At 69.0% G+C, this 23,353-nt stretch carries 25 protein-coding genes; 19 read left to right on the top strand and 6 right to left on the bottom strand.

What is annotated here, in order from left to right; genetic code table 11:
* Positions 1–314 precede the first annotated feature (314 nt).
* Entirely contained in the window at positions 315–545 is a 231-nt protein-coding gene (locus HRC28_RS19125; protein WP_182377005.1) for a DUF4287 domain-containing protein, read from the top strand.
* 12 nt (positions 546–557) lie between these two features.
* On the opposite strand, the gene HRC28_RS19120 is transcribed toward HRC28_RS19125, so the two are convergent.
* A complete protein-coding gene (locus tag HRC28_RS19120) occupies positions 558–1,481 on the bottom strand; it encodes a phosphotransferase (protein WP_237111567.1) in 924 nt (307 codons plus the stop codon).
* Between the two features lie 27 nt (positions 1,482–1,508).
* The gene (locus HRC28_RS19115) at positions 1,509–3,101 is read right to left on the bottom strand and encodes an alkaline phosphatase D family protein (protein WP_182377003.1); all 1,593 of its coding nucleotides are present in this window, start codon (positions 3,099–3,101) and stop codon (positions 1,509–1,511) included.
* A 109-nt stretch (positions 3,102–3,210) separates the two neighbouring features.
* Between HRC28_RS19115 and HRC28_RS19110 the strand changes: the two genes are divergently transcribed.
* The 8 genes from HRC28_RS19110 (at position 3,211) to HRC28_RS19075 (ending at position 9,583) form a co-directional block, all read left to right on the top strand.
* Positions 3,211–3,519 carry an SAV_915 family protein gene (locus HRC28_RS19110; protein WP_182377002.1) on the top strand — a complete coding sequence of 103 codons (309 nt, stop codon included), beginning with the start codon at positions 3,211–3,213 and terminating at the stop codon, positions 3,517–3,519.
* On the top strand, positions 3,516–3,800 hold the full coding sequence (locus HRC28_RS19105) for a hypothetical protein (RefSeq protein WP_182377001.1): 285 nt from the start codon (positions 3,516–3,518) through the stop codon (positions 3,798–3,800). The genes HRC28_RS19110 and HRC28_RS19105 overlap by 4 nt, the downstream gene beginning before the upstream one ends.
* Positions 3,797–4,903, top strand: coding sequence for a hypothetical protein (locus tag HRC28_RS19100; protein ID WP_182377000.1), 1,107 nt, complete (start codon positions 3,797–3,799; stop codon positions 4,901–4,903). Before HRC28_RS19105 ends, HRC28_RS19100 begins: the two co-directional genes overlap by 4 nt.
* The gene (locus HRC28_RS19095; protein WP_182376999.1) at positions 4,879–5,565 is read left to right on the top strand and encodes a hypothetical protein; all 687 of its coding nucleotides are present in this window, start codon (positions 4,879–4,881) and stop codon (positions 5,563–5,565) included. Before HRC28_RS19100 ends, HRC28_RS19095 begins: the two co-directional genes overlap by 25 nt.
* Positions 5,566–5,637: 72 nt before the next feature.
* Entirely contained in the window at positions 5,638–7,512 is a 1,875-nt protein-coding gene (lepA, locus tag HRC28_RS19090; protein ID WP_182376998.1) for a translation elongation factor 4, read from the top strand.
* A gap of 5 nt (positions 7,513–7,517) precedes the next feature.
* On the top strand, positions 7,518–7,895 hold the full coding sequence (locus HRC28_RS19085; protein ID WP_182376997.1) for a hypothetical protein: 378 nt from the start codon (positions 7,518–7,520) through the stop codon (positions 7,893–7,895).
* A gap of 39 nt (positions 7,896–7,934) precedes the next feature.
* Positions 7,935–8,357, top strand: coding sequence for a DUF350 domain-containing protein (locus tag HRC28_RS19080; protein WP_182376996.1), 423 nt, complete (start codon positions 7,935–7,937; stop codon positions 8,355–8,357).
* Complete coding sequence (locus tag HRC28_RS19075; protein WP_182376995.1) at positions 8,357–9,583, top strand: glutathionylspermidine synthase family protein; 1,227 nt, start codon at positions 8,357–8,359, stop codon at positions 9,581–9,583. Before HRC28_RS19080 ends, HRC28_RS19075 begins: the two co-directional genes overlap by 1 nt.
* Here the strand turns inward: HRC28_RS19075 and HRC28_RS19070 are convergent.
* The gene (locus HRC28_RS19070; RefSeq protein ID WP_182376994.1) at positions 9,528–10,427 is read right to left on the bottom strand and encodes a bile acid:sodium symporter family protein; all 900 of its coding nucleotides are present in this window, start codon (positions 10,425–10,427) and stop codon (positions 9,528–9,530) included. The two genes, HRC28_RS19075 and HRC28_RS19070, sit on opposite strands and share 56 nt — an antisense overlap.
* Before the next feature lie 48 nt (positions 10,428–10,475).
* Between HRC28_RS19070 and HRC28_RS19065 the strand changes: the two genes are divergently transcribed.
* From HRC28_RS19065 to HRC28_RS19030, 8 genes are all read left to right on the top strand, one after another.
* A complete protein-coding gene (locus HRC28_RS19065) occupies positions 10,476–11,339 on the top strand; it encodes an aminoglycoside phosphotransferase family protein (protein WP_182376993.1) in 864 nt (287 codons plus the stop codon).
* Between the two features lie 23 nt (positions 11,340–11,362).
* Positions 11,363–12,043 (top strand): MOSC domain-containing protein, encoded by a 681-nt coding sequence (locus HRC28_RS19060; protein ID WP_182376992.1) that lies wholly within the window; start codon positions 11,363–11,365, stop codon positions 12,041–12,043.
* A 53-nt stretch (positions 12,044–12,096) separates the two neighbouring features.
* Complete coding sequence (locus tag HRC28_RS19055; RefSeq protein ID WP_182376991.1) at positions 12,097–13,926, top strand: AMP-dependent synthetase/ligase; 1,830 nt, start codon at positions 12,097–12,099, stop codon at positions 13,924–13,926.
* 44 nt (positions 13,927–13,970) lie between these two features.
* Positions 13,971–14,852, top strand: coding sequence for a 3,4-dioxygenase subunit beta (locus HRC28_RS19050; RefSeq protein WP_182376990.1), 882 nt, complete (start codon positions 13,971–13,973; stop codon positions 14,850–14,852).
* A gap of 33 nt (positions 14,853–14,885) precedes the next feature.
* Positions 14,886–16,103 (top strand): radical SAM family heme chaperone HemW, encoded by a 1,218-nt coding sequence (gene hemW / locus HRC28_RS19045; RefSeq protein ID WP_182376989.1) that lies wholly within the window; start codon positions 14,886–14,888, stop codon positions 16,101–16,103.
* Positions 16,104–16,196: 93 nt separating this feature from the next.
* A complete protein-coding gene (locus HRC28_RS19040) occupies positions 16,197–16,622 on the top strand; it encodes an adenylyltransferase/cytidyltransferase family protein (protein WP_182376988.1) in 426 nt (141 codons plus the stop codon).
* A complete protein-coding gene (locus HRC28_RS19035; protein WP_182376987.1) occupies positions 16,619–18,181 on the top strand; it encodes a class I SAM-dependent methyltransferase in 1,563 nt (520 codons plus the stop codon). The genes HRC28_RS19040 and HRC28_RS19035 overlap by 4 nt, the downstream gene beginning before the upstream one ends.
* Positions 18,178–18,432: a DUF6752 domain-containing protein gene (locus HRC28_RS19030; protein ID WP_182376986.1), complete on the top strand. Its 255-nt coding sequence runs from the start codon at positions 18,178–18,180 to the stop codon at positions 18,430–18,432. Before HRC28_RS19035 ends, HRC28_RS19030 begins: the two co-directional genes overlap by 4 nt.
* Positions 18,433–18,436: 4 nt before the next feature.
* On the opposite strand, the gene HRC28_RS19025 is transcribed toward HRC28_RS19030, so the two are convergent.
* From HRC28_RS19025 to HRC28_RS19015, 3 genes are read right to left on the bottom strand one after another with little or no spacing between them, the layout of a single operon-like run.
* Positions 18,437–19,285, bottom strand: coding sequence for a DUF3097 domain-containing protein (locus HRC28_RS19025; protein WP_272902641.1), 849 nt, complete (start codon positions 19,283–19,285; stop codon positions 18,437–18,439).
* Positions 19,286–19,305: 20 nt separating this feature from the next.
* Positions 19,306–20,154, bottom strand: a complete 849-nt coding sequence (locus tag HRC28_RS19020; protein WP_182376985.1) for an MBL fold metallo-hydrolase — start codon at positions 20,152–20,154, stop codon at positions 19,306–19,308.
* A gap of 20 nt (positions 20,155–20,174) precedes the next feature.
* Entirely contained in the window at positions 20,175–20,924 is a 750-nt protein-coding gene (locus tag HRC28_RS19015; protein ID WP_182376984.1) for a hypothetical protein, read from the bottom strand.
* Between the two features lie 185 nt (positions 20,925–21,109).
* Between HRC28_RS19015 and hrcA the strand changes: the two genes are divergently transcribed.
* Together hrcA and dnaJ are read left to right on the top strand one after the other, a co-directional pair.
* Positions 21,110–22,135, top strand: a complete 1,026-nt coding sequence (gene hrcA / locus HRC28_RS19010; protein WP_182376983.1) for a heat-inducible transcriptional repressor HrcA — start codon at positions 21,110–21,112, stop codon at positions 22,133–22,135.
* A gap of 36 nt (positions 22,136–22,171) precedes the next feature.
* Positions 22,172–23,344 carry a molecular chaperone DnaJ gene (dnaJ, locus tag HRC28_RS19005; RefSeq protein WP_182376982.1) on the top strand — a complete coding sequence of 391 codons (1,173 nt, stop codon included), beginning with the start codon at positions 22,172–22,174 and terminating at the stop codon, positions 23,342–23,344.
* Positions 23,345–23,353: the final 9 nt, after the last annotated feature.

The raw sequence follows: 23,353 nt of genomic DNA, 5'->3' as shown, positions 1-23,353 counted from the left end.
GACCGGGCGCGACGTCGTACTGCGATACCTCGCCGATGAGCTGACGGCTTCTGAACGCGGCGCGACCTACACTGGATGTGTGGCGTCGCGATCCGAAAGACTCGAACTGGCAATCGCTGTCTCAGCGCTGGTTCTGGTCTTCGCAAGCTGGGCAATAAATGGCTTCGAGAGTGATTGGCTGTACCTGTACGCAGGGCTCACAACCTTGTTGATCCCAGGTTTCTGGTTTCTCAGGAAGAGGGCCAAGAGCTTGCGCGGATAGGCGGTCGGTTTCGGCTCGATGAGTTTGCCTGCCGCGTCCGGTCTCCCCGCGTATGACTGAGCAGACCAGCCCCCAGCCGAACGGCCCGGCGTCGTACTTCCCGTCGATTGAGAAGAAGTACGGCCGATCGATCGCCGACTGGCAGCAGATCCTGCGGACTCATCCCGAGTACGGCGCCGGCGCGCGGCACACCGATCTCGTCGCGTTCCTCAAGACCGAGCACGAACTGGGGCACGGACATGCGAACGCCCTGGTGGCGCACACGCTCCGCGAGGACGCCTGAGCGCCCACCCCCTCAGTACTGCCAGCCCCGCCGCTCGGCCAGCCAGTCGTCGATGACGTTGCGCTGCCACGCCTGGGCCTGGCGGATGTACGGCGACGTGGACGGCACCGGTTGCGCGGCCGACACGGAGAAGTAGGCGAGCACGAGGGCCAGCACCACATCGATGTCCTCAGCAGGCACGAGGGACAGCAGGGGGTGCGCGGCGATGTGGGCCTCGACGTCGAGCCCGTCGCCGCGGGGGCCGATCAGCAAGAACAGCGAGTCGAGCCAGGCGGCGCCGACCACGGGCCAGTTCCAGTCGCACAGCACCGCACGGCCATCGGACAGAACAAGGATGTTGTCGTCGCGGATGTCGGTGTGGACGAGCGTGTCTCCACCGACCACCTCCAGGTAGCGGTCAGCCAGCACCTTGAGATCGGCAGCCCGCGGGTGGTCGATCTGGTCCCACAGCGCCGGCCAGTCGCCGAACTCCTCCGCCGCACTGCTCAGATCGCCCGGAGCCGGGGTCAGCACCTTCGCCATCGTCATGGCCATGGCCGATGCGGCAGCCAGGTCGTCCTCAGTCCAGGGACGCAGCGGCGCCCGCCCGTCGACGTACTCGGTCGAGAGGAGGACCCACTCACCGTCGTCCTCGGCCCACAGGAGTCGCGGCGCCGGCACTTCCCGAGGCAGCAACCGCAGCTTCCGCGTCTCCTCGCGGTACGACTCGGCGAACATCCGCTGGGCCTTCGTCGACGCAGCCTTGACGAAGTGCACGGACCCGTCGGCGCACGTCAGAACCGACGCGAAGCCCGGTGTGAATCCGCCGCCCTGGGAGACGTCTTCGACGACTGCGGAGCCGAGGTGGCCCTCCACCATTGACCGGATGTACGGCGGCAGGTGGACCCAGTCGAGGCGTCGGGCCGTCCGGCCGTGGGGGATCCGGTTCGGAATCACCCGCACATCATGTCGCCCGCGGTGGGCTCAGCGCGGCGCCGGGTCCAGCGTCCGCGTGTACAGGGCCACGCCGGAGACGTCGCGAAGGTGCACCGTCAACTGCCCCGACGAACCCGAGATCTCCACTTCGCCGAAGTACTGGTGTCCCAGGGCCGGTGACGTGTTCGCGGTCGGCGGCGCTGCGACGAAGTCCGCGACCGGCCCGAACGTGCGGTCGAGAGCATTCGGTCCGAAGGCGCCAGCGTTGAGTGGACCCGACACGAACTCCCAGAACGGGTCGAACTCCTGGTAGGCAGCGCGGTCGGGGGAGTAGTGGTGCGCTGCCGTGTAGTGGACGTCGGCGGTCAGCCAGACGTGGTTGCGGATCCCGGCCCGCGACAGGGCCGTCAACACGCGGGCGATGTCGATCTCGCGGCCCAGCGGAGCGCCGGGATCGCCCTGTGCGATGCCCTCCTGCGCGGCAGAACCGTCGGGCACGATCAGTCCCAGGGGCAGGTCGGCGGCGATCACCTTCCACGTTGCCCGCGACTTCTTGAGTTCCTCGATGAGCCAGGAGGTCTGACGGTCGCCGAGCACGCCACCGTCGCCGACGGGCTCCTTGTCGGCGCTGTTCGCGTCCTTGTGGGTGCGCATGTCGAGGACGAACACGTCCAGGTGCGGGCCGTAGTGGATGACCCGGTAGACCCGGCCCTCAGGATCCGGCGAGATGTCGGCCACCGGTACGTACTCGTGGAACGCCCGGCTCGCCCGGGCAGCGAGGACGTCGACCCGCTTCTCCGTGTAACGCGCGTCCTCGAGGATCTCGCCGGGGTACCAGTTGTTGGTGACCTCGTGGTCGTCCCACTGCCCGACCTGTGAGGTCTCGGCGAGGAATGCCCGCCAGTTGTCGGCCATCAGGTTGTAGCGGAATTGGCCGCGGTACTCGTCCAGCGTCTCCGCGACCTTGGTCTTCTCCGGGATGACCAGGTTGTGCCAGGTGGAGCCGTCCGGCAGCGCCACCGACGACTGCACCGGCCCGTCGGCGTACACGGTGTCGCCGCTGCAGAGGAAGAAGTCGGCGTCGCGGGCCCGCATCGCGTCGGCGATCCGGAAGCCGCCGTACTCCGGGTTGACGCCCCAGCCCTGGCCGGCGATGTCGCCGGACCACAGGAACCGGACGTCGTCATGGTCGGCGGGGGCAGTCCGGAACCGGCCGACGGTCGGGGCGCTGGCGACGTGACTGGAGGAGAGGTCGACGGCGCGGATCCGGTAGTGGACGTCGGTGCCGGCGGGCAGGCCGCGCAGCGGGATCGTGCCGGTGAGGTCGGTCGCCGGCGTCACCACGGGTCCGGGGACCCGGCGGACGCGACGGAAGTCGGGGTCGCGGCTGATCTCGGCGACCAGGCGCGAGGGCCGGTCGGCCTTCGACCACAACAGGGCCGAGCCGGCGCGGACATCACCGGACTGCACGCCGAGCGGCAACACGGGCCGACCGCTGTGCACGAGCAGGGGTGCGGCCGCGGAGCGGCTGCTGAACAGCGCAATTCCACCGGTGACGAGACCGGCTCCGGCTGCTCCGCGGAGCAGCGTGCGGCGGTCGGTACGGGTAGGGGCGGGGGTCTGGGGGATGGCCGAGTCCATGGCTCCAACCTGACGTCGTACGACGAACGCGGAGCCGCCCTGCAGGCGAGGGCGGGGTGAACCGGCGGCGAACGGTTGAGGCGCCGACGCACTGGGTAGCCTCGCGGCTGTGAATGACCAGCAGTCGTCCGGACAAATGCCAGCACCGCCCGTGGTCTACCTGCCCGTGGAGACCGATGCCGACGGCAAGGTCACGGACTTCAAGATGCTCCAGCTCGGCGACGGCCGCATTGCCCTGCTGGGCTACACCGCACTCGACCGCTTCATCGACGCGTGGGGCGACTACCAGTCCTGGTTGCTGTTCGAGACCAGCAAGGTCGACGAGATCAAGGAAGCGAAGCACTTCGACGTGAAGCTGCTCGATGTCGAGGTGCCTGCAGAGTTCCGTCCCGGTCCGCCGGCGGAGGCCCAGGCATGACGCTGCGTCTCGACGCGGGCGCCGCGGCCACCATCTCCGGGGGTCACGACGACGCCGCCGCCAAGATCGACGAAGCGGCCACGGGCGCGCCCGCAGAGGTCGACGCCGGCTACGGCGCTGCCCACGTCGCCGACATCCTCGCTGCCGTCAGTGAGACGGCGGGCGAGATCGCGGTGATCAACACCGGCATCGCCCTGCTCGTGCGCGACTGTGCCGACGACCTCGGCCTCACCGAGGAAGCGATTTCTGCTGAGTTCGACCGGATGGGCAGGCTCGCGTGAGCCTGGACACCAAGGTCGAGGGTTCGCCGGCGGCGGTGACGACCGCGGCCAACTGGCTGCGCGACACACTCGCGAGCAAGCTCGAGAAGGCTGGCGACGAGCAGCAGGACGCCCGCAACTACGCCCAGGGCGCGTGGGAGGGCGAGACCTATTCGTCGTACCGGAACGTCTCCGGCGACATCATGCGCGCCAACGACAAGCACGAGGACCGCGTCAAGCGGGCCGCGACGGCTCTCGACGACTACGCCGCCAAGCTCAAGCGCCTCGAGAGCGACATGAAGGCGATCCGGACCCGTGCGACCGAGGGCGGGTTGACGGTCACCGGCACCGTGATCTCGGAGCCGGCGGCTGCGCCGACGACTCCGTACGAGGTCGGCTCGCCCGAAGAGACGGCGTACAACACCGCGATCGCCCGGATCGAGGTCTGGAACGGCCTCGTCACGGACGCGGCCGAGGACTACCAGACCTTCGTCGACTGGGTCGACGCGAACATGCCGGCCGACGTCGCCGACGCCAAGAAGAAGGACGCCTCGGACACCCTCTTCGAGGCGATCGCCGCGCTGTTCCCCAACTTCGCGGGTGGAGCAGGAGCGGGCCTCGCAGGGGGCAAACTGCTCAACAAGGCCAACGACTACAAGGCAGCCGCGACCGAGTTCCGCCGCAAGACCCGGGTGTCGGGCAACCCGGCGATCCGCAACCGCCTCAAGACGCCCGCGGGACAGTCCCAACTTGATGACCTGCTCAAGAACGCAGACCTGTTCGGGAAGGGCGCCAAGTTCCTGGGCGGCCCGGCCGGCATCCTGATCGACGTCGGCTTCGGCATCTACGAGGGGACGCAGACGGGCGACTGGACCCGCGTCGCGGTGACCACCGGGACCAGCATCGCCGTCGGGGTCGGGGTCGGCCTCCTCGTTGCGGCTGGCGTCGTGACGGCACCCGCGTGGGCCGTCGTCCTCGCCGGCGGCGCGCTGGCCGCGGGCGCCTCCTGGGTGGCCGGCACGGTCTACGACAACTGGGACGACATCACCGACTGGACCTCGAACACCTGGGACGACGCGACGGGCGCCATCGGCGACGCGTGGGACTCGGTGACTCCGTGGTGAGCCAGGCGCGACTGATTCCCCGATGGTGGGTGGCGATCGTGGTCACAATGCTGTTCCTGGCGACGCTGGTCGGTCTGGTCATCACCCTTGTGGCCAACGGTGCGCTCGCCTGGTCCGGCGCGAGCATGTTGGTCGCCTTCGCTGCCCTCCTCGTCGCGGCCGTCTCCGCGCTGGTTCGTCCGCGGCGACGTCGGGAGCCTGAGGTGGCGGTCGACGGCACCCGGATCTTCCGTGCTCCGATGCTCACCGTGGTGGGACTGCTCGTGGCCTGGTTGATGCTCCTGGCGACGGCCGCGCTGTGGGCCTACCTGGCGCTGACGGACTTCGCGGCCCTCGAGTCACCCGGGTTCTCCCTCGTGACGATCGTCGCGGCGCTCGCCTCGCTCCCCGACGTCCTCCGTCTGGTCACCGGCCGACTTCACCGCTGGACCCTCGAGTTGGGTCCCGAGACGCTGACCTACCGCGGCTACCGGGCCGATGTCACGGTGCGTTGCCGCGACATCCGTGGCGCCGCGATCCAGCAGCGCAACCCTGCCGGGGTCCGGATCGACCTACGCGCGAGCGCCGACGACATCGTGGTGCCGATCACCGCGTTCGCCGTCCCGGCCGAGCAGTTGGTCGAGGAGATCCATCGCGCCCGCAAGGCGGCCTCGGCCCGCTGAGCCCCGAACCGGGTTCCACGGATGCAGCGTGGAATTAGCGAACCCGCCAGCCTCGGCGACAATGGGTGGACCATGGCAGCCTCCACTCCGAAGCCCGGTCGTACCGACCCCGCGATCATCCGCAACTTCTGCATCATCGCGCACATTGATCACGGCAAGTCGACCCTCGCGGACCAGATGCTCCGGCTCACCGGAGTCGTCGACGCGCGGGCTGCCCGGGCGCAGTACCTCGACCGGATGGACATCGAGCGCGAGCGCGGCATCACGATCAAGAGCCAGGCCGTGCGGATGCCGTGGACGGTTCCGGACGCCAACGAGGAAGGCGCCGAGCCCGGCACCTACATCCTCAACATGATCGACACCCCTGGCCACGTGGACTTCACCTACGAGGTGTCCCGTTCGCTCGAGGCGTGCGAGGCCGCCGTACTCCTCGTCGACGCGGCGCAGGGCATCGAGGCGCAGACCCTCGCGAACCTCTACCTCGCGATGGGCGCCGATCTCCACATCATCCCGGTGCTCAACAAGATCGACCTGCCGAGCGCCAACGTCGAGAAGTACGCCGCCGAACTGGCCGGACTCGTCGGCTGCGACGTGTCTGACGTGCTGCTCACCAGCGCCAAGACCGGCGTGGGCGTCGAGACGCTGCTCAACGAGATCGTCAAGCAGACACCGCCGCCCGTCGGCGACGCCGACAAGCCGGCTCGCGCGCTGATCTTCGACTCGGTCTACGACACCTACCGCGGCGTGGTCACCTACGTCCGGGTCGTCGACGGCAGCCTCAGCCACCGCGACCGGATCAAGATGATGTCGACCGGTGCCGTGCACGAGATGCTCGAGGTCGGCGTGATCAGCCCCGAGCCCGTGAAGTCCGGCGAGATCGGGGTCGGCGAGGTCGGCTACCTGATCACCGGTGTGAAGGATGTCCGTCAGTCGCGGGTCGGTGACACGGTCACCTCCCAGCACCACGGCGCGACCGAGGCGCTCGGTGGCTACAAGCACCCGAACCCGATGGTCTACGCCGGTCTGTACCCGATCGACGGCGACGACTACCCGGTCCTGCGTGACGCCCTGGAGAAGCTGCAGCTCAACGACGCTGCCCTGACCTTCGAGCCCGAGACCTCCGGCGCCCTCGGCTTCGGCTTCCGGGTCGGCTTCCTCGGCCTGCTCCACATGGAGATCACCCGGGACCGCCTCGAGCGCGAGTCCAACCTCGACCTGATCTCGACCGCGCCCAACGTGGTCTACGAGGTCGTGATGGAGGACGGCAAGAAGATCGAGGTCACGAACCCGAGCGAGTACCCCGACGGCGGCAAGATCGCCGAGGTGCGCGAGCCGGTCGTGCGGGCCACGATCCTGTCGCCGTCCGACTACATCGGCACGATCATGGAGCTGTGCCAGACCAAGCGCGGCACGCTGCAGGGCATGGACTACCTCTCCGAGGACCGCGTCGAGATGCGCTACGTCCTGCCGATGGGCGAGATCGTCTTCGACTTCTTCGACCAGCTCAAGTCCCGCACCAAGGGCTACGCCTCGCTCGACTACGAACGCACCGGCGAGCAGGCCGCCGACCTGGTGAAGGTCGACATCCTGCTGCAGGGCGAGCCCGTCGACGCCTTCTCCGCGATCATCCACAAGGACGCTGCCTACGCGTACGGCGTGATGATGGCCGGCAAGCTCAAGGACCTCATCCCGCGCCAGCAGTTCGAGGTGCCGATCCAGGCCGCGATCGGTGCCCGCGTGATCGCCCGCGAGAACATCCGCGCGATCCGCAAGGACGTCCTTGCCAAGTGCTACGGCGGTGACATCACCCGTAAGCGCAAGCTGCTCGAGAAGCAGAAGGAAGGCAAGAAGCGGATGAAGATGGTCGGCCGCGTCGAGGTGCCCCAGGAGGCCTTCGTCGCTGCGCTGTCCACCACCGGTCCTGCCGGGGACAAGCCGAAGAAGTAGGCACAGTGACCGAAGAGGCGCGCCGGTGGCGCAGTGCTGCCGTCGTGGTCGGCCTGACCGGCCTGGTCGCAGCGAGCTTCGTCAGTTGCGAGGACAACCCCGACAACCGGGCTGTCTGCGTCGACCCGACGGAGCAGGTGCGGGTCGATGACGCCCAGTGCGACGACTCCGCCGATGACTACGACGGCCATTCGACCGGTCACTACTGGTACTACCTGCGCTCGGGGAGCACCGCCCCCGGCGTGGGCGACAGCTATCGGCCCGGCGCCGGCACCTACGACTCGTCGTCGCTGAGCGGCTCGGTGGAACGTGGTGGGGTGGATGCCAATGGCGGCACCATCAAGCGCGGCGGTTTCGGCGGCTTCCACTTCTCCGGATCCTGAACGGCTCGGCTTCGGACAAACGAAGAGACAAGGATTCCCATGGACGATCTCCTTCCCGCCCTCGGGTACGGCATGGCGTACGGCCTTCTCGGCACGATCGTGCTGACGGCCGGCTGGTTCGTGCTCGATCTGCTGACCCCGGGCCGTCTCGGAGAGCACCTGCGGGTGTCCCACAGCGCCGGGCTCGTCGCGGCCACGTGGATGGTGGCGCAGGGAGCGATCATCTTCACTGCGATCTGGACGAACGCTTCGTCCGGTTTCGGTGACGCGCTGGTGTGGACCTTGGCGTTCAGCGTGCTGGGGGTCCTGCTGCAGACCGCGGCCTGGCGCCTCGTCGACCTGGTCACGCCGGGCAGCCTGGGCGAGGAGATATGCGTGGCGGGGGAGACCCAACCCTTGGCGAAGGTCACGGCGGGGGTGGTCGTCGCGGTCGCGCTGGTCGTCATCGCGAGCATCGCCTGATGTGGCGCCACGTCACGAGTCCGCGTGAAGGGTGGCAGGACACGGTGATCGGGCAGGGCCTGGTCTTTCCGATGACGCCGTTGGCGGACGGTTCCGGCGAGGTCGTCTACTGGAACGAGTCTGCCTGGTACGAGTTCACCTCTGCCGAGATCGAACGGCTCGAGGCCGTCACCGACGAGCTCTACGCGATGTGCCTGCACGCCGGAGCCGTGATGGCTGAGCGCTTCACTGATCAGGAGCTGATGCTGCCCAGCGGCACCATGGAGCTGGTCCGGGAGTCGCTGCGCGCCGAGCAGCCGGCCGCGCACGCCCGCTTCGACCTGTCGTACGACGGCGAGCTGCCGGCGAAGATGCTCGAGATTAATGGCGACACGCCCACAGGCCTCATCGAGACGGCAGTGGCGCAGTGGAACTGGCTCGAGGAGGTGTTCCCCGACCGCGACCAGTGGAACTCGGTCCACGACCGGTTGGTCCGCTGGTGGCAGGAACAGGACGCACGAGGGCTGTTTCCCGACCACGCTGTGCACTTCTTCCACTCCGCGACCGACACCAGCGGGGAGGAGGAGATGACGACGACCTACATGCGCGACACCGCAGCGATGGCGGGCCTGCGCACCTACGGCCACGTGATCGAGCACGTCGGCTGGGACGAGGCACCCGAGGCCCAGCGGTTCGTCGACATCGAGGACCTGCCGATCCGTGCGGCCTACAAGCTCTACCCCTGGGAGAGCATGTTGGCCGAGGAGTTCGGTCCGCACCTGCTCGAACGCCACGAGCGCGAGCCGGTCCGGTGGGTCGAGCCCGTGTGGAAGCTGATGCTGTCCACCAAGGCGATCCTCCCCGTGCTGTGGGAGCTCTACCCCGACCACCCGAACCTGTTGCCCGCGTACCTCGGTCACCCGGGGGACCTGACCGAATGGGTTGCCAAGCCGTTGCAGGGTCGCGAGGGCGACAACGTCTGGATCCACACGCACGACGGTGATGACCGACGGCCCGGTCACTACGACGGCCAGACCCTCGTCTACCAGCAGTGGAACCCGGTCCCCTCGTTCGACGGGAACCGGGCCGTGATCGGTTCCTGGGTCGTGGGTGGCGTGTCAGCGGGATGCATTGTGCGCGAGTCCGACGGACCGGTCACCGACTACTTCTCGCGGGTTGTCCCGCACGTGATCACCGACGCTGATCGTCCCGACGAGGCACAGGTGCAGCGGTGGCTGGACGAGTGAGGTAGCGGGTCAGGACCAGTCCCCACGCGGTCGCGAGCACGAACATGACGATCGAGTAGACCGCCGCCGGCACCGAGATCTCGGTGCTGTCGAGGATCTCGACCGCCACGAAGATCGCCAGCGTGCCGTTGTGCACCCCGATCTCCATGGACGACGCGATCGCCTGGTCGTCGCGTACGCCGAGCGCCCGCGGGACGACGTACCCGATGACGAGGCTGAGCGCGCAGAACAGCGCTGCAACGATGCCGACCTCGGCGAGGTAGTCGGCGACATTCTCGCGCTGGTCGAGCAGGATTCCCAGCACCAGCACGGCGAGGATGACGGCCGAGCCGATCCGGACAGGTCGGTCCATCCGGTCCGCGAAGGTGGGGCGCGTGGCCTTGACCGCCATGCCGATCCCGACCGGGATCAGCACGATCGCGAAGACCTGCAGCACCTCTCCGAAGGGCAGGGACACGGAGTCGCCCTGGTCGAAGTGGTCGATGGCCGCGTTGGTGATCAGCGGCAGCGTGAGCAGCGCCAGGATCGAGTTGATCGCGGTGAGGCTGATGTTGAGCGCGACGTCGCCTCGGAACAGGTGGCTGAACAGGTTGGCCGTCGTCCCGCCCGGGGAGGCCGCGAGCAGGATCATGCCGATGGCCAGCAGCGGATCGAGGTCGAAGGCCTTCACCAGGCCGAAGCAGATCGCCGGCAGCACCACGATCTGGCAGACCAAGGCGATGGCGACGACCTTCGGGTTCTTCCCGATGCGCTGGAAGTCGGCGACGGTCAGGCCGAGCCCGAGGCCGAACATGATGATCGCGAGCGCGATCGGCAGGCCGACGGTGGTGAGTGCACTGTCCATGGATGTCCCTCCCTCAAGGGTGAGAGCACCGTAGCCGAGGATGTCCCGGTGAGTGTTCGGATCCCTGAGGGCCTGCTCGACGAGTGGGAACTCGTTGCGGGCGACGACAGGTGGCACGGGGCCTGCTCCATCGTGCTGCCCGTCACCACTCGTGAAGGACGACCTGCCGCCCTCAAGATCGCGCTGCCTGACGACGAATCGGAGCACGAGCACCTTGCCCTGCGGCGCTGGCAGGGCGACGGGACGGTTCACCTGCTGCGTGCCGACCCGTCGCGTCGTGCCCTGCTGCTGGAGCGGCTGGACCGCGAGGACCTGTCGGACGTCTGGGACGAGGAGGCGTGCGTGATCGTTGCCGGCCTGTACGGCCGTCTCCACGTGCCGCCGATGCCGCAGCTCCGCGATCAGGCGTCGTACGTCGCCCGCTGGGTCGACGCGCTCCAACGGGACGCGGCGACGGTGCCGGTGCCGCGACGCCTCGTCGACCAGACGATCGCGCTGGCGCGCGAACTCTGCGCCGAGCCGGCGTCGGCGGTGCTGCACGCTGATCTCCACTACGAGAACGTGCTCCGCGGCGAGCGGGCGGGGGAGCCGGCGTGGCTTGCGATCGACCCGAAGCCGACCAACGGTGACCCGCACTACGAACTCGAGCCGATGCTGCGCAACCGGTTCGAGGAGTACGCGCTGCCCGGTGCCTTCGGATCGGTGCGCGACGGCATCCGTCGGCGCTTCCACGCCCTGGTCGACACGGCCGGGTTCGACGAGGCCCGCGCCCGCGACTGGGTCGTCGTCCGGTCGGTCATCAACGCGCACTGGGCCCACGAGGACGCCGTACACGCCGGCCGCAGGCCGACTGCGGAGGAACGCGAGCACGTGACTGCCTGCATCACGATCGCGAAGGCCGTCCAGGACTGAGGGCGGTCAGGCAAACTGGATCCATGCCACGTGTTCTTTCCGTCAGCGTCGGTCGTCCGCAGGACAAGGAGTGGGCCGGGATCGGCCGCACTTCCATCGACAAGCGCAACCTGGACGCGCCCGTCGTCGTCCACGAACTCGGGATCGAGGGAGACCAGGTCTCCGACACCGAGCACCACGGCGGCCCGCACCAGGCCGTCTATGCCTACGCCCGGGAGGACCTCGACTTCTGGGAGGCCGAGCTGGGCCAGACCATCCGCAACGGGCAGTTCGGGGAGAACCTCACGACCGAAGGGCTCGACCTCACGCACATGGAGGTCGGCACGCGGCTCCAGGTCGGAGGGCCCGACGGACCGCTGCTCGAGGTCGCCCACGTGCGGACGCCGTGCAACGACTTCAAGGGCTGGATGGGGGAGAGCGGCTACGACCCGAAGGCGTGGGTGAAGCGCTTCACCGCCGAGGCCCGGCCCGGCCCGTATCTCCGCGTGCTCCGGCCCGGAACGCTCGCGCCCGGCGATCCGGTCGAGGTGGTCCACCGGCCCGGACACGGCGTCACGGTGCGCGACATGTTCGTTGCGTTGAACACCGATCGGGCCCGCCTGCCTGAACTCGCGGCGGTCGAGGTCTTGCCGCCGAAGGTCCGCGAGAAGGTCCAGCAGTTCGTCCGGGACGCCGGGGTCGGGTACCAACCGGCTACCGAGTGATCTAAGTTACTAACCAGTCACCGCCGGTCTCGGAACAGTTTTTCAGGAGCGACATGCCCGTCAACCATGACACCAGTTTCCTCGAGCACCTTCCCCAGAACTGCGCCGTGCAGTTCCTGGACCGGGTGAAGGCGAGCAGCTCGCGCGAAGCGTTCCGCTTCCCGGTGGGCGACGCGTGGGAATCGGTGACGTGGGGCGAGGCCGGTGACCGCGTACGACGTCTTGCGGCCGGTCTGCTGGCCCTAGGCCTCGAGCGGGAGCAGCGCGTCGCGATCGCCTCGTCGACCCGCTACGAGTGGATCCTCGCGGATCTCGCCGTGATGTGTGCCGGTGGCGCGACCACCACGGTCTATCCCTCGACCAACGGTGAGGACACCGCCTACATCGTCAGTGACTCCGGCAGCCGCGTCCTCTTCGCTGAGGACGAGACCCAGCTCGCCAAGCTCCGCGAGCACCGCGACGAGCTCCCCGAGCTGGGCAAGGTCGTCTCCTTCGACCCCGCCCTCGCCGATGGCGACTGGGTGATCTCGCTCGACCAACTTGGCGAACTGGGCGACGCGCACCTCGCGGCCAACCCGGACGCAGTGGACGCCGTCGCACAGAGCATCCAGCCCGAGGACCTCGCGACCCTGATCTACACCTCCGGCACGACCGGCAAGCCCAAGGGCGTGCGCACCCTGCACAAGGCCTGGGTCTTCGAGGGTGAGGCCATCAAGGCCCAGAACATCCTCAACGAGGACGACCTGCAGTTCCTGTGGCTGCCCATGGCGCACTCCTTCGGCAAGGTGCTCCTCTCGACCCAGCTGGCGTGCGGCTTCGCCACCGCCATCGACGGCCGCGTCGACAAGATCGTCGACAACCTGGGCATCGTGAAGCCGACCTTCATGGGCGCCGCGCCGCGCATCTTCGAGAAGGCGCACGCCCGGATCGTCACCATGCAGGCAGCCGAGGGCGGCCTGAAGGAAAAGATCTTCAAGACGGCCTTCTCCGTCGGCACCAAGGTCGACGCCCTCAAGCGTGAGGGCAAGTCGGTCCCGCTGCTGCTCAAGCTCCAGCACGGCCTCTTCGACAAGCTGGTGTTCAGCAAGGTCCGCGACCGCTTCGGCGGCCGGGTCAAGTTCTTCATCTCCGGCTCGGCCGCCCTCAACGCCGAGATCGCGCAGTGGTTCCACGCCGCGGGCATTCTCATCCTCGAGGGCTACGGCATGACCGAGAACGCTGCGGGCGCCACCGTCAACCACCCCGACGGCTACAAGATCGGCTCCGTCGGCCAGCCCTTCCCGGGCACCGAGGTGCGGATCGCTGCCGACGGCGAGGTGCAGCTCAAGGGTCCGCACGTCATGGCCGGCTACCACAACCGTCCCGAGGCGACCGCCGAGGCGCTGACCGAGGACGGCTGGCTGCGCACCGGCGACAAGGGCGAGCTGGACAGCGAGGGCTACCTCAAGATCACCGGCCGGATCAAGGAACTCTTCAAGACCTCCGGCGGCAAGTACATCGCTCCGCCGGCCATCGAGGCCAAGTTCAAGGCGATCTGCCCCTACGTCAGCCAGTTCATGGTGTTCGGCGCCGAGCGCAACTTCGTCTCCGCGCTGATCACGCTCGACCCTGACTCCATCGCCGGCTGGGCCGCGGAGAACGGCAAGGAGAGCACGTCCTACACCGACCTGGTGCGCGACGACGCCGTCCTGGCCATGGTGGGCGAGTACGTCGACGCCCTCAACGCGCAGCTCAACCGCTGGGAGACCGTGAAGAAGTGGCGTCTGCTCGACCACGACCTCACCATCGAGTCCGGTGAGCTCACCCCGTCGCTGAAGGTGAAGCGCAACGTCGTCGAGGCCAACAACAAGGCCCTGATCGACGGTTTCTACACGGGTTCGTAGAGAGCACACAGGAGACGCACAGACTGCCCGTCTTCACTGAGGACATGAGCCACAGTGAAGACATCGAAGACCACGACCTCGGGCTGTCCCACGACCTGCCGCGCATCATGGCGCGTCGTGGGCTGCTCGGCCTCCTCGGCGGCGTCGGTGCTGCCGCTGCACTGACCGCCTGCGGCTCGGACGCTGGTACGACGGACAGTGCATCGAGCACGACCTCGGCTGCCACCGGCGGCGGACCGGGCGGCGCACCGCCTGCGGGCGGGGCTCCGGGCGGCGACTCGAACGTCACCGTCGCCGATGGCGAAATCCCGGAGGAGACGGCTGGTCCTTATCCGGGGGACGGCAGCAACGGCCCGAACGTGCTGACCGAGTCGGGCGTCGTCCGCAGCGACATCACCAGCAGCTTCGGTTCGGCCTCCGGCGTGGCCGCCGGTGTCCCGACGACCGTGAAGCTCAAGATCTACGACCTCAACGGCGACTCGATCACGGCACTCGCCGGCGCGGCCGTCTACCTGTGGCACTGCGACCGGGACGGCTACTACTCGCTCTACGACGACGAGATCTCCGGCGAGAACTACCTGCGCGGGGTGCAGGAGGCCGATGCCGACGGCAACCTGACCTTCACCACGATCTTCCCGGCCTGCTATTCCGGGCGCTGGCCGCACATGCACTTCGAGGTCTACGAGAGCCTCGACGCGGCCACCAACGCGAGCAACAAGTTGCGCACCTCGCAGTTGGCGCTGCCGGAGGACGTCTGCAACGACGTCTACAACAACGCGGACGGCTACGACAGCAGCGTGTCGACCTTCCAGGGTGTCTCCCTGGACTCCGACAACGTGTTCAGCGACGGGCACTCACTGCAACTGGCCACGGTCACCGGTTCGATCGACGACGGCTACACCGTCACCCTCAACGTGCCCGTGTAGGCAATCGGTCGATGGCTCGGGGAGACTGGGCGCATGCCGTCCGCGCTCCCCGAGGGGGACCTTGCCCCCACCGACGGAGCGCTCCCTGCTGCAGCGCTCGTGGAGTTCGGCACCCGCCCGTTCGGTGTCTATGTCCACGTTCCGTTCTGCCGGGTGCGGTGCGGGTACTGCGACTTCAACACCTACACGGCCGAGGAACTCGGCGGCGGCGTCTCCCGGTCGTCGTACGCCGACCAGGCGGTCGCCGAGATACGGCTGGCCCGCACGGTGCTCGGTCAGACCGACGCTCCCGTCGAGACTGTGTTCCTCGGCGGCGGCACGCCCACCCTGCTGGCACCCGAGGACCTCGGCCGGATGCTGGCTGCGATCGACGACGAGTTCGGCCTGGCGCCGGGCGCCGAGGTGACGACCGAGGCCAATCCTGACTCCGTCGACGCCGACTCGCTGGCGCGGTTGCGGGACGCCGGCTTCACCCGGATCTCGTTCGGCATGCAGTCCGCAGTCCCGCACGTGCTCGCGGTGCTCGACCGCACCCATGACCCCGAACGGGTGCCGGTCGTCTTCGAGGCGGCTCGCGCTGCCGGGTTCGACCAGATCAGCCTGGACCTGATCTACGGCACACCGGGGGAGTCCGCGGCCGACTGGTCGACGACCCTGGATGCGGCGCTGGCCTGCGCGCCCGATCACGTGTCGGCGTACTCGCTCATCGTGGAGGACGGCACCGCCTTGGCACGGCGGGTCCGCCGCGGCGAACTCCCGATGCCGGACGACGACGACCTCGCGGACAAGTACGTCCAGGCGGACGAGCGCCTCAGTGCCGCCGGCCTCGGCTGGTACGAGGTCTCCAACTGGGCACGCGATGACGCCGCCCGGTGCCGCCACAACCTCGCCTACTGGCGCGGCACCGACTGGTGGGGGATCGGTCCCGGTGCGCACTCGCACGTCGGAGGTGTGCGGTGGTGGAACGTCAAGCACCCGACGGCCTACGCCGCACGACTCGCCGATGGGCTCAGTCCCGCCCACGCGCGGGAGGTGCTCGACGAGGAGACCCGTGCCGTGGAGCGGGTCCTGCTGGAAGTCCGCCTGAGGGAGGGCCTCTCGCTGGACGTCCTGGGCACCCGAACCGGCACGGAAACGGTGCTGCACGAGCTCGTCACCGATGGCCTCGTGGAGGATCGATCCGACCGTGTGGTGTTGACGCGTCGCGGCAGATTGCTCGCCGACGGCGTGGTGCGGCGCCTACTGGGATAGGCAGTTTTCGCTAGGCTTTCGATAAGGTTCTGCAACGACGAACAGGTGGAGCGCCGACAGTCGGCGCCTGTGCAAGAGGAAATGAGGGTCCTGGTGGGAAACGTGATCGGCTACGTACCCGGGGCCTTCGACCTCTTCCACATCGGTCACCTGAACGCCCTCCGGCAGGCGCGCCAGTGGTGTGACGTCCTCGTCGCCGGCGTCGTGGCGGACGACATCTGCCTGCAGACCAAGGGCGTCGAGCCGACCGTTCCGTTGGCCGAGCGCATCGAGATCGTCGAGGCGATCGGCATCGTCGACGCCGTCTACGCCGAAGAGACGGTCAGCAAGACCGACTCGTGGCGCGACATCGGCTTCCACCAGATCTTCAAGGGTGATGACTGGAAGGGCACGCCGAAGGGCATCCGCCTCGAAGCGGAGATGGCCCTCCTCGGTGTCGAAGTGACCTACTTCCCCTACACGTTGCAGACCTCGTCGACCGCGTTGCGCAAGGCGATCGCGCACCGCGGGGTCTCATGACTGCGGTCGTTTCGGACGACGGTCTCCTTCTTCCTGCCGACACCCGGCCGCTCCTGGTCGAGATCGATGGCCACTACGTGTGGTCGACGACGCCGGTGCGTGACGGCGAACCCCGCGAGGGTGGCGTCCTGGTCCCGTGGCCCGGCGTGCTGCGCCCGTTCTTGAACGGCCGTGGCCGGATCCGGGTCACGGACACCTCCGGTGATGACGTCCTGTACGACGACGAGGTCGGCCTGGGCGACGGGGAAGGCACGCTCGCTGTGGTCGACAAGGCGGGCAACCGCCTCTCGGTCGACAAGGTCGGCCACCTGGCGCGTTCCTTCGCCGACACCGGTGAGGCGATCCGCGAAGAGATCATGGCCGGCACCAGTCGGGCGATCGAGGACCTGCGCACCTACGCCAAGGTCGACGCCTACCTCAACTACGGTGCCCTGCTCGGAGCGATCCGGGAGGGGCGGATGCTCGCGCACGACTCCGACACCGACCTGTGTTACCTCTCGCCGCACTCCTCGCCGGCCGACATCATCACCGAGTCCTACAGGATCGGGCGCGCGATGCGTGCGCGCGGCTGGAACCTGCTCCGGATGTCCGGTGGCGACATCAAGCTCCTGTTGCCCCTGTCCGACGGCCGGACCTGCCACATCGACGTGTTCGTGGCCTTCCACGTCGGCGACACGTTCTTCCAGCTCGGCAACCGCAGCGGGGACCTGCCCCGCGACACGATCGTCCCGTTCTCGACGATCGAGCTCCACGGCTACGAGTTCCCGGCGCCGCGTGACACCGACGCGATGCTGTCCTTCCTGTACGGCCCGCAGTGGCGCACGCCGGACCCGTCCTTCCGCTACGCCGACCCGGCGGCCGGCGTACGACGCCTCGACGGCTGGCTCCGCGGTTTCCGCGCCGAGATGGGTCGCTGGACGGAGTTCTTCGCCAGCCCCGACGTCCGGAGGGTGCCGAACACGTCATCGTCCTTCGCGCACTGGGCAGAGAAGCGCTTCGGGGACCTGCCCGTGGTCGAACTCGGCCCCGGGACCGGTCGCGACGCCCTGTGGTTCTCGCGCCGCGGGCACCGGGTCGCCGCTCTCGACTTCTCGCGCGGTGCGCTCGGCTTCATCCGGCGCCGCAACCGCAAGCGCGAACTCACCGTCAAGGTCGATCAGCTGATCCTCGGCGAGCTCCGATCCACCCTGATGCACGGCACCCGGCTGGCTCGCGATCCCCACCACCTCTATGCCCGACACCTGATCGGTTGCCTCGACGAGCCGGCGCTCGACCAGTTGTGGCTGCTGGCGCGGATGGCGCTGCGGCCCGGAGGTGGCCGGTTGTTCCTCGAGTTCTCCGCTGCTGCCGCGGGAGACGCGGCCGAGGACGGTACGCCCGGTGAACCGCACGGACTCGTGCGCCGGGTGGCCCCGGCCACGATCCAGGCAGCCATCGAGCGCGCCGGAGGTGTCGTCGAGCACCTGTCCGTCGATCCCGGTGAAGACATGTACGACGCGCCGGATCCCGCCGTGTGCCGGATCCGCGCCCACTGGCCGCAACCGAAGGAGACCACATGAGCGAGCGCAAGAACCGCCTGCGTGCCCAGGCCAGGGACAAGGTCCCGGAGCCCGTGGCGAAGCGACTTCGTGACCCCAGCGGCCTGCGCGCCCGCGTGGCTGCGCTCGAGATCGAGGTCCAGGAGAACCGTCAGCTCAACCGACGGATCGCCGAACTCACCGATGTCGTGGCCGAGTTGCTGATCCCGCTCGAGGCCCGTGACCAGGCCCGCGTCGACGAGGTGCTCAAGCAGTTCCGCGCGGGTCTCTGACCCCTCAGGGGCCGGCGACGAAGTCGATCAGTTCCTCGACCCGGCCCAGCAGGGCGGGTTCGAGGTCGGCGTACGAGTCCACCTTCGACAAGATGTGCTTCCACGCGCGGGCGATGTCGGCCTGATCGCGGTGCGGCCAGCCGAGGTGCTGGCACACGCCCTTCTTCCACTCGATCGAGCGGGGGATGGTCGGCCATTCCCGGAGGCCGATCCGGTCCGGCTTGACCGCCTGCCACACATCGATGAACGGGTGGCCGACGATCCGGACGTGCTTGCCGTTGGGGCCGCGCGCGATGGCGTCGGCGATCCGGGACTCCTTGGAGCCACGCACCAGGTGGTCGACGAGAACGCCGACCTTGCGTTGCGGACCCGGCTTGAAGGACACCAGGTGGTCGGCGAGGTCGTCGACGCCGCCGAGGTACTCGACCACCACGCCCTCGATGCGCAGGTCGTCGCCCCAGACCTTCTCGACCAGTTCGGCGTCGTGGCGTCCCTCGACGAAGATCCGGCTGGCCCGCGCCACGCGGGCCTGGGCGTCGTGGACGGCGATCGATCCACTTGCGGTGCGCGTCGGCTTCGCCGGGCCGGACGCGCCGGCCCGTAGGGGAGCGGTGAGGATCACGGGCTTGCCCTCGAGCAGGAAGCCCGGGCCGAGCGGGAAGGTACGACGCTTGCCGCGTCGGTCCTCGAGGGTCAGCGTGTCGAGGTCGCGGTCGACGGCCACGATCTCGCCGCACCAGTCGGTGGTCACCTCTTCGACGACCAGGCCGATGTCTCCGGCTGTCTCCACGGCGCGGCCCCGTTTGGGGACCTTCCAGTCGCCGGCCATCACGTCGGTCCCGTAGCGATCCACGACAGACGAGCCTAAGGCGGTCAGGCCATGGGGAGGTGGCGCCGCGCCCGGGGGAGTTGCGCATAGCCCCGCGGTACGGCGTGCTTCAGTGCCTCGGCAGGGAAGGGCCACTCCGCAGCGGCGATCGCCTCGGCCTCGGGGACGCCGCGGCCGGCCAGGTCGCGGATCGTCTCGGCCACTGCACGCAGTTGGTCGCACTGATCCTCGACGAAGCGGCGATCGACGATCGCACCGTGGCCGGGCACCACCACCGAGCCCGGCGTCAACAGCCCGACCACGAGGTCGAGGGTGCCGGGCCAATCCATCGGCCAACAGTCCGCGCCGAGCCCCGGCGGGGCCGATTCCTCGATCAGGTCCCCGGCCAGGAGGACGTCGGCGTCGGGGATCCGGACGACGAGATCGCCCCCGGTGTGGCCGCGTCCCGGGTGCACCAGTTCGACCTGGCGGTCGCCGAGGTCGATCACGGCGGCGCTGGAGAACGTCTGGTCGGCCGGCCGGATGCTGGTGCCCAGCACTTCCTCGGCGCGTGGCTCGTCGTCGGCAGCGCGGTAGATGCCCTTGATCCGCTCCCCGGCGGGGACGGTGCGTTCGGCCGCCTCTTCCGTCGCGTGGATCGGCAGGTCGCCGTACTCCTGCAGGAAGGTGGCGTTGCCGAAGGTGTGGTCGAAGTGTTCGTGCGTGTTGACGACGGCGACGAGGTCACCGCGGTCGAGCTTGCGCAGTTCGCCGATCACCTCGGTCGCGGCGACGGACGAGGCGTGCGTGTCGACGACCACCAAGCCGCGCTCGCCGCCGACCACGGTGACGTTGAGGTCGAACCAGGGGTGGCGCAGGACCCAGACGCGGTCGGCTACTTCGGTGAAAGGCACTCGGTCAGGCTAGTCCGACCTCAACAGAGACCCGCGTGCAGTTCGGAGCGCAGGAGCTCGCCGAGGTCCGCGGCGCTCGTGGCTGCGCGGGGGAAGCTGAGTGCGGCGTCGTGGGCGCCGTCGATGTCGACCCACTGCAGCGCCACGGCGGTGGTCTGGAGGTCGGCGAGGCTGACGCCGACGATGTCGCCGAGGCGCGTGTTGGTCCGGGTCGCGATCGCACGGCGGAGTTCGTCCTGGTGGCAGACGTTGGCGTGCTCGACCGAGCGCTGGAGGAAGCCGCGGTTGAGGTCGTGGGCGCGCGAGCCGAAGGCGGCCAGCGGCACCCGCAGCCGGGTCTCGTCGGGGGCGACGTCGGGGGTGCTCTCGCGGGCGAGGACGGCGAAGTCGAGGTGCAGGCTGACCCGCAGGCGAACCTCGCAGCAGCACTCGCACTCCTCGAGCCCGCTGGCCTCGAGCCGGCCGGACAGGGTGAGGGTCGCGTCGCGATCGGAGGAGCCCGGGCGGCCCAGCCCGCTGCGCAGGGTGAGCAGGGCGCCACGCCGGTCGTGGGCGGCGAGCGCGAGGTCCGAGTCGGCCGGGCAGGCGAAGACCGGACGCCCGCTGTGGTCCTGCATCTCGAGGTGGTCCTGGTCGAGTCCCGCGGTGATGTCGTCGATCCCGTCGACCACGAGGGTGACGTCGTCCGGGCAGGCCAGGATGCTGCGGGCCGCGGCGGCGAGACGGTGGACGTCGACGCGACCAGCGTCGATACCGGTATCGAGGGACACGGTGGGGTTCTCCTTCGACGATCTGATTTAGGTGAGCCTAACCTACATGGGAGACCGGATGCGGGGAAGGTCTCGGTCCGGCGGTCCGGGCTTTCGGGGTCTCCACGGGTAGCATTGGCACTCGCCGGAGTGGAGTGCCAGACGAAACCGACGCGACAACACCAGGGACGACAGGGAGGTGGGGCATGCAGGAGGACCGCAGGCTCGCCGTACTGCGCGCCATCGTCGAGGACTACGTCGCGACCGAGGAGCCCGTGGGCTCGAAGGCGCTCGTCGAACGCCACCACCTCAACGTGTCCCCGGCGACCATCCGCAACGACATGGCGGCACTGGAGGACGAGGGCTACCTCGCCCAACCGCACACCAGCGCCGGCCGGGTGCCGACGGACAAGGGCTACCGACTCTTCGTCGACCGCCTCTCGACCGTCAAGCCCACGTCGTCCGCAGAGCGCCGCGCGATCGCGACCTTCCTGGACGGGGCGGTCGACCTCGACGACGTCGTCCACCGCTCGGTGCGGGTGCTGGCCCAGTTGACCCGTCAGGTCGCGGTGGTGCAGTACCCCTCGCTGTCGCACTCGACCGTGCGCCACGTCGAGATCGTCGCGCTGACCCCGACGCGCCTGCTGGTCGTGCTGATCCTCAGCTCGGGTCGGGTCGAGCAGCGCCTGGTCGAGCTCGAGAGCGACCTGGCCGAGGCCGACCTCGCCGCACTGCGCTCGCGCGTCAACCTGGCCGCGACCGGCGAGGTCATCGCCGAGGCGGCGGCCGCCCTCAACGGCCTGATCCGTCCCGAGGAGGGAGCCCCGGCTCCGTCCGCGGTGACGGTCTCGGTCGTCGACACCCTTGTCGACGCGATGAGTGACCACCGATCGGATGAGCGGGTGGTCGTCGGCGGTACGGCGAACCTCGCCCGCTTCGGTGACAATTTCGACACCTCGGTCCGTCCCCTCCTCGAGGCGCTGGAGGAGCAGGTCGTCCTGCTCAAGCTCCTCGGGGAAGCCACCGGCAGTGGCGCAGTGACGGTCCGGATCGGTGCCGAAGGGCCCTACCAGGAACTGGCGTCCACCAGCGTCGTCGCGACGGGCTACGGCCCCGACGACGCGCTCGCGTCCCTCGGCATCGTGGGCCCGACCCGCATGGACTACCCCGGATCGATGGCGGCGGTGCGCGCGGTTGCGCGCTACATGTCGCGCATCCTCGACGAGAACTGATGGCGCTCCCGGCGCCTCAGGAATGATGGAGAAGAAGTGAGCACGGACCTCTACGAACTGCTGGGTGTTGCCCGCGACGCGGACGCCGACACCCTGAAGAAGGCCTACCGGCGCCTGGCCCGGCAGCTCCACCCGGACGTCAACCCGGACCCGGAGAGCCAGGAGCAGTTCAAGCTGGTCACTGCGGCCTACGAAGTCCTGTCCGACCCACAGAAGCGCGCGGCGTACGACCGCGGCGGCGACCCGTTCAGCGGCGGCTTCGGCGGCGGTCAGGGTGCCGGGTTCTCCTTCACCGACATCATGGACGCCTTCTTCGGCGGCCAGGGCGGTGGCGGCCAGGGTGGCGGCCGCGGCCCGCGCCCCCGTGTGCGCCGTGGGCAGGACGCCCTCATCCGGATCGAGATCGAGCTCGCGGAGGCCGCCTTCGGCGTCTCGCGTGAGCTCAAGGTCGACACCGCCATCCGCTGTACGACGTGCAGCGGCGCCGGTGCGGCTCCGGGCACCCAGCCGGTGCCCTGCGAGACCTGTCGCGGCGTCGGCGAGGTCGCGCACGTGCAGCGCTCGTTCCTCGGCGAGATCCGGACCCTGCGCCCCTGTGCCGCGTGCCGCGGCTTCGGCTCCGTCATCGCCGACCCCTGCCGCGACTGCGCGGGCGACGGTCGGATCCGGTCGCGTCGCAGCCTGACGGTGAAGATCCCCGCGGGCGTCGACACCGGTACCCGCGTCCAGCTCACCGAGCAGGGCGAGGTCGGCCCGGGCGGCGGTCCCGCCGGAGACCTCTACGTCGAGATCCACGTCGCGCCGCACGCCACGTTCGAGCGCAACGGCAACGACCTGCACTGCACCGTGTCGGTCCCGATGACCGCAGCGGCCCTGGGCACCACCATCGCGCTCCCGACCCTCGAGGCCGACCTCGAGCAGGACGAGGACTCCGGTGTCGAGACCAGCTTCGACCTGCCGATCCCGGCCGGCACCCAGTCCGGCCACCAGGTGCTGTTGCGTGGTCGCGGTGTGCCCGGTCTGCGCGGTGGCCGGGGCGACCTCGTCGTCTCGATCGCGGTCGAGACCCCCGGTCGCCTCGATGCGCGGCAGGAGGAGTTGCTGCGCGAACTGGCGGCCATCCGGGGCGAGGAGCAGCCGACCGGTGACGTGCGACCGACCCACAAGTCGATGTTCGGCCGACTTCGCGACGCGTTCACCGCGCACTGACCTGGTCGT

The organism is Nocardioides sp. WS12 (genome assembly GCF_014108865.1).
Taxonomy (GTDB): domain Bacteria; phylum Actinomycetota; class Actinomycetes; order Propionibacteriales; family Nocardioidaceae; genus Nocardioides.
Note: the sequence above shows the minus strand (reverse complement) of the source record. Positions and strands in the feature narration are given on the sequence as shown.

Bases quoted from the DNA above. Each gene is read 5' to 3' on its own strand.
- HRC28_RS19055 (WP_182376991.1), top strand. From the start codon at position 12,097: ATGCCCGTCAACCATGACACCAGTTTCCTCGAGCACCTTCCCCAGAAC.
- HRC28_RS19075 (WP_182376995.1), top strand. From the start codon at position 8,357: ATGTGGCGCCACGTCACGAGTCCGCGTGAAGGGTGGCAGGACACGGTG.
- HRC28_RS19080 (WP_182376996.1), top strand. From the start codon at position 7,935: ATGGACGATCTCCTTCCCGCCCTCGGGTACGGCATGGCGTACGGCCTT.
- HRC28_RS19115 (WP_182377003.1), bottom strand. From the start codon at position 3,101: ATGGACTCGGCCATCCCCCAGACCCCCGCCCCTACCCGTACCGACCGC.
- HRC28_RS19125 (WP_182377005.1), top strand. From the start codon at position 315: ATGACTGAGCAGACCAGCCCCCAGCCGAACGGCCCGGCGTCGTACTTC.
- HRC28_RS19035 (WP_182376987.1), top strand. From the start codon at position 16,619: ATGACTGCGGTCGTTTCGGACGACGGTCTCCTTCTTCCTGCCGACACC.
- hrcA (WP_182376983.1), top strand. From the start codon at position 21,110: ATGCAGGAGGACCGCAGGCTCGCCGTACTGCGCGCCATCGTCGAGGAC.
- HRC28_RS19050 (WP_182376990.1), top strand. From the start codon at position 13,971: ATGAGCCACAGTGAAGACATCGAAGACCACGACCTCGGGCTGTCCCAC.
- HRC28_RS19070 (WP_182376994.1), bottom strand. From the start codon at position 10,427: ATGGACAGTGCACTCACCACCGTCGGCCTGCCGATCGCGCTCGCGATC.
- HRC28_RS19030 (WP_182376986.1), top strand. From the start codon at position 18,178: ATGAGCGAGCGCAAGAACCGCCTGCGTGCCCAGGCCAGGGACAAGGTC.
- HRC28_RS19060 (WP_182376992.1), top strand. From the start codon at position 11,363: ATGCCACGTGTTCTTTCCGTCAGCGTCGGTCGTCCGCAGGACAAGGAG.
- lepA (WP_182376998.1), top strand. From the start codon at position 5,638: ATGGCAGCCTCCACTCCGAAGCCCGGTCGTACCGACCCCGCGATCATC.
- HRC28_RS19105 (WP_182377001.1), top strand. From the start codon at position 3,516: ATGACGCTGCGTCTCGACGCGGGCGCCGCGGCCACCATCTCCGGGGGT.
- hemW (WP_182376989.1), top strand. From the start codon at position 14,886: ATGCCGTCCGCGCTCCCCGAGGGGGACCTTGCCCCCACCGACGGAGCG.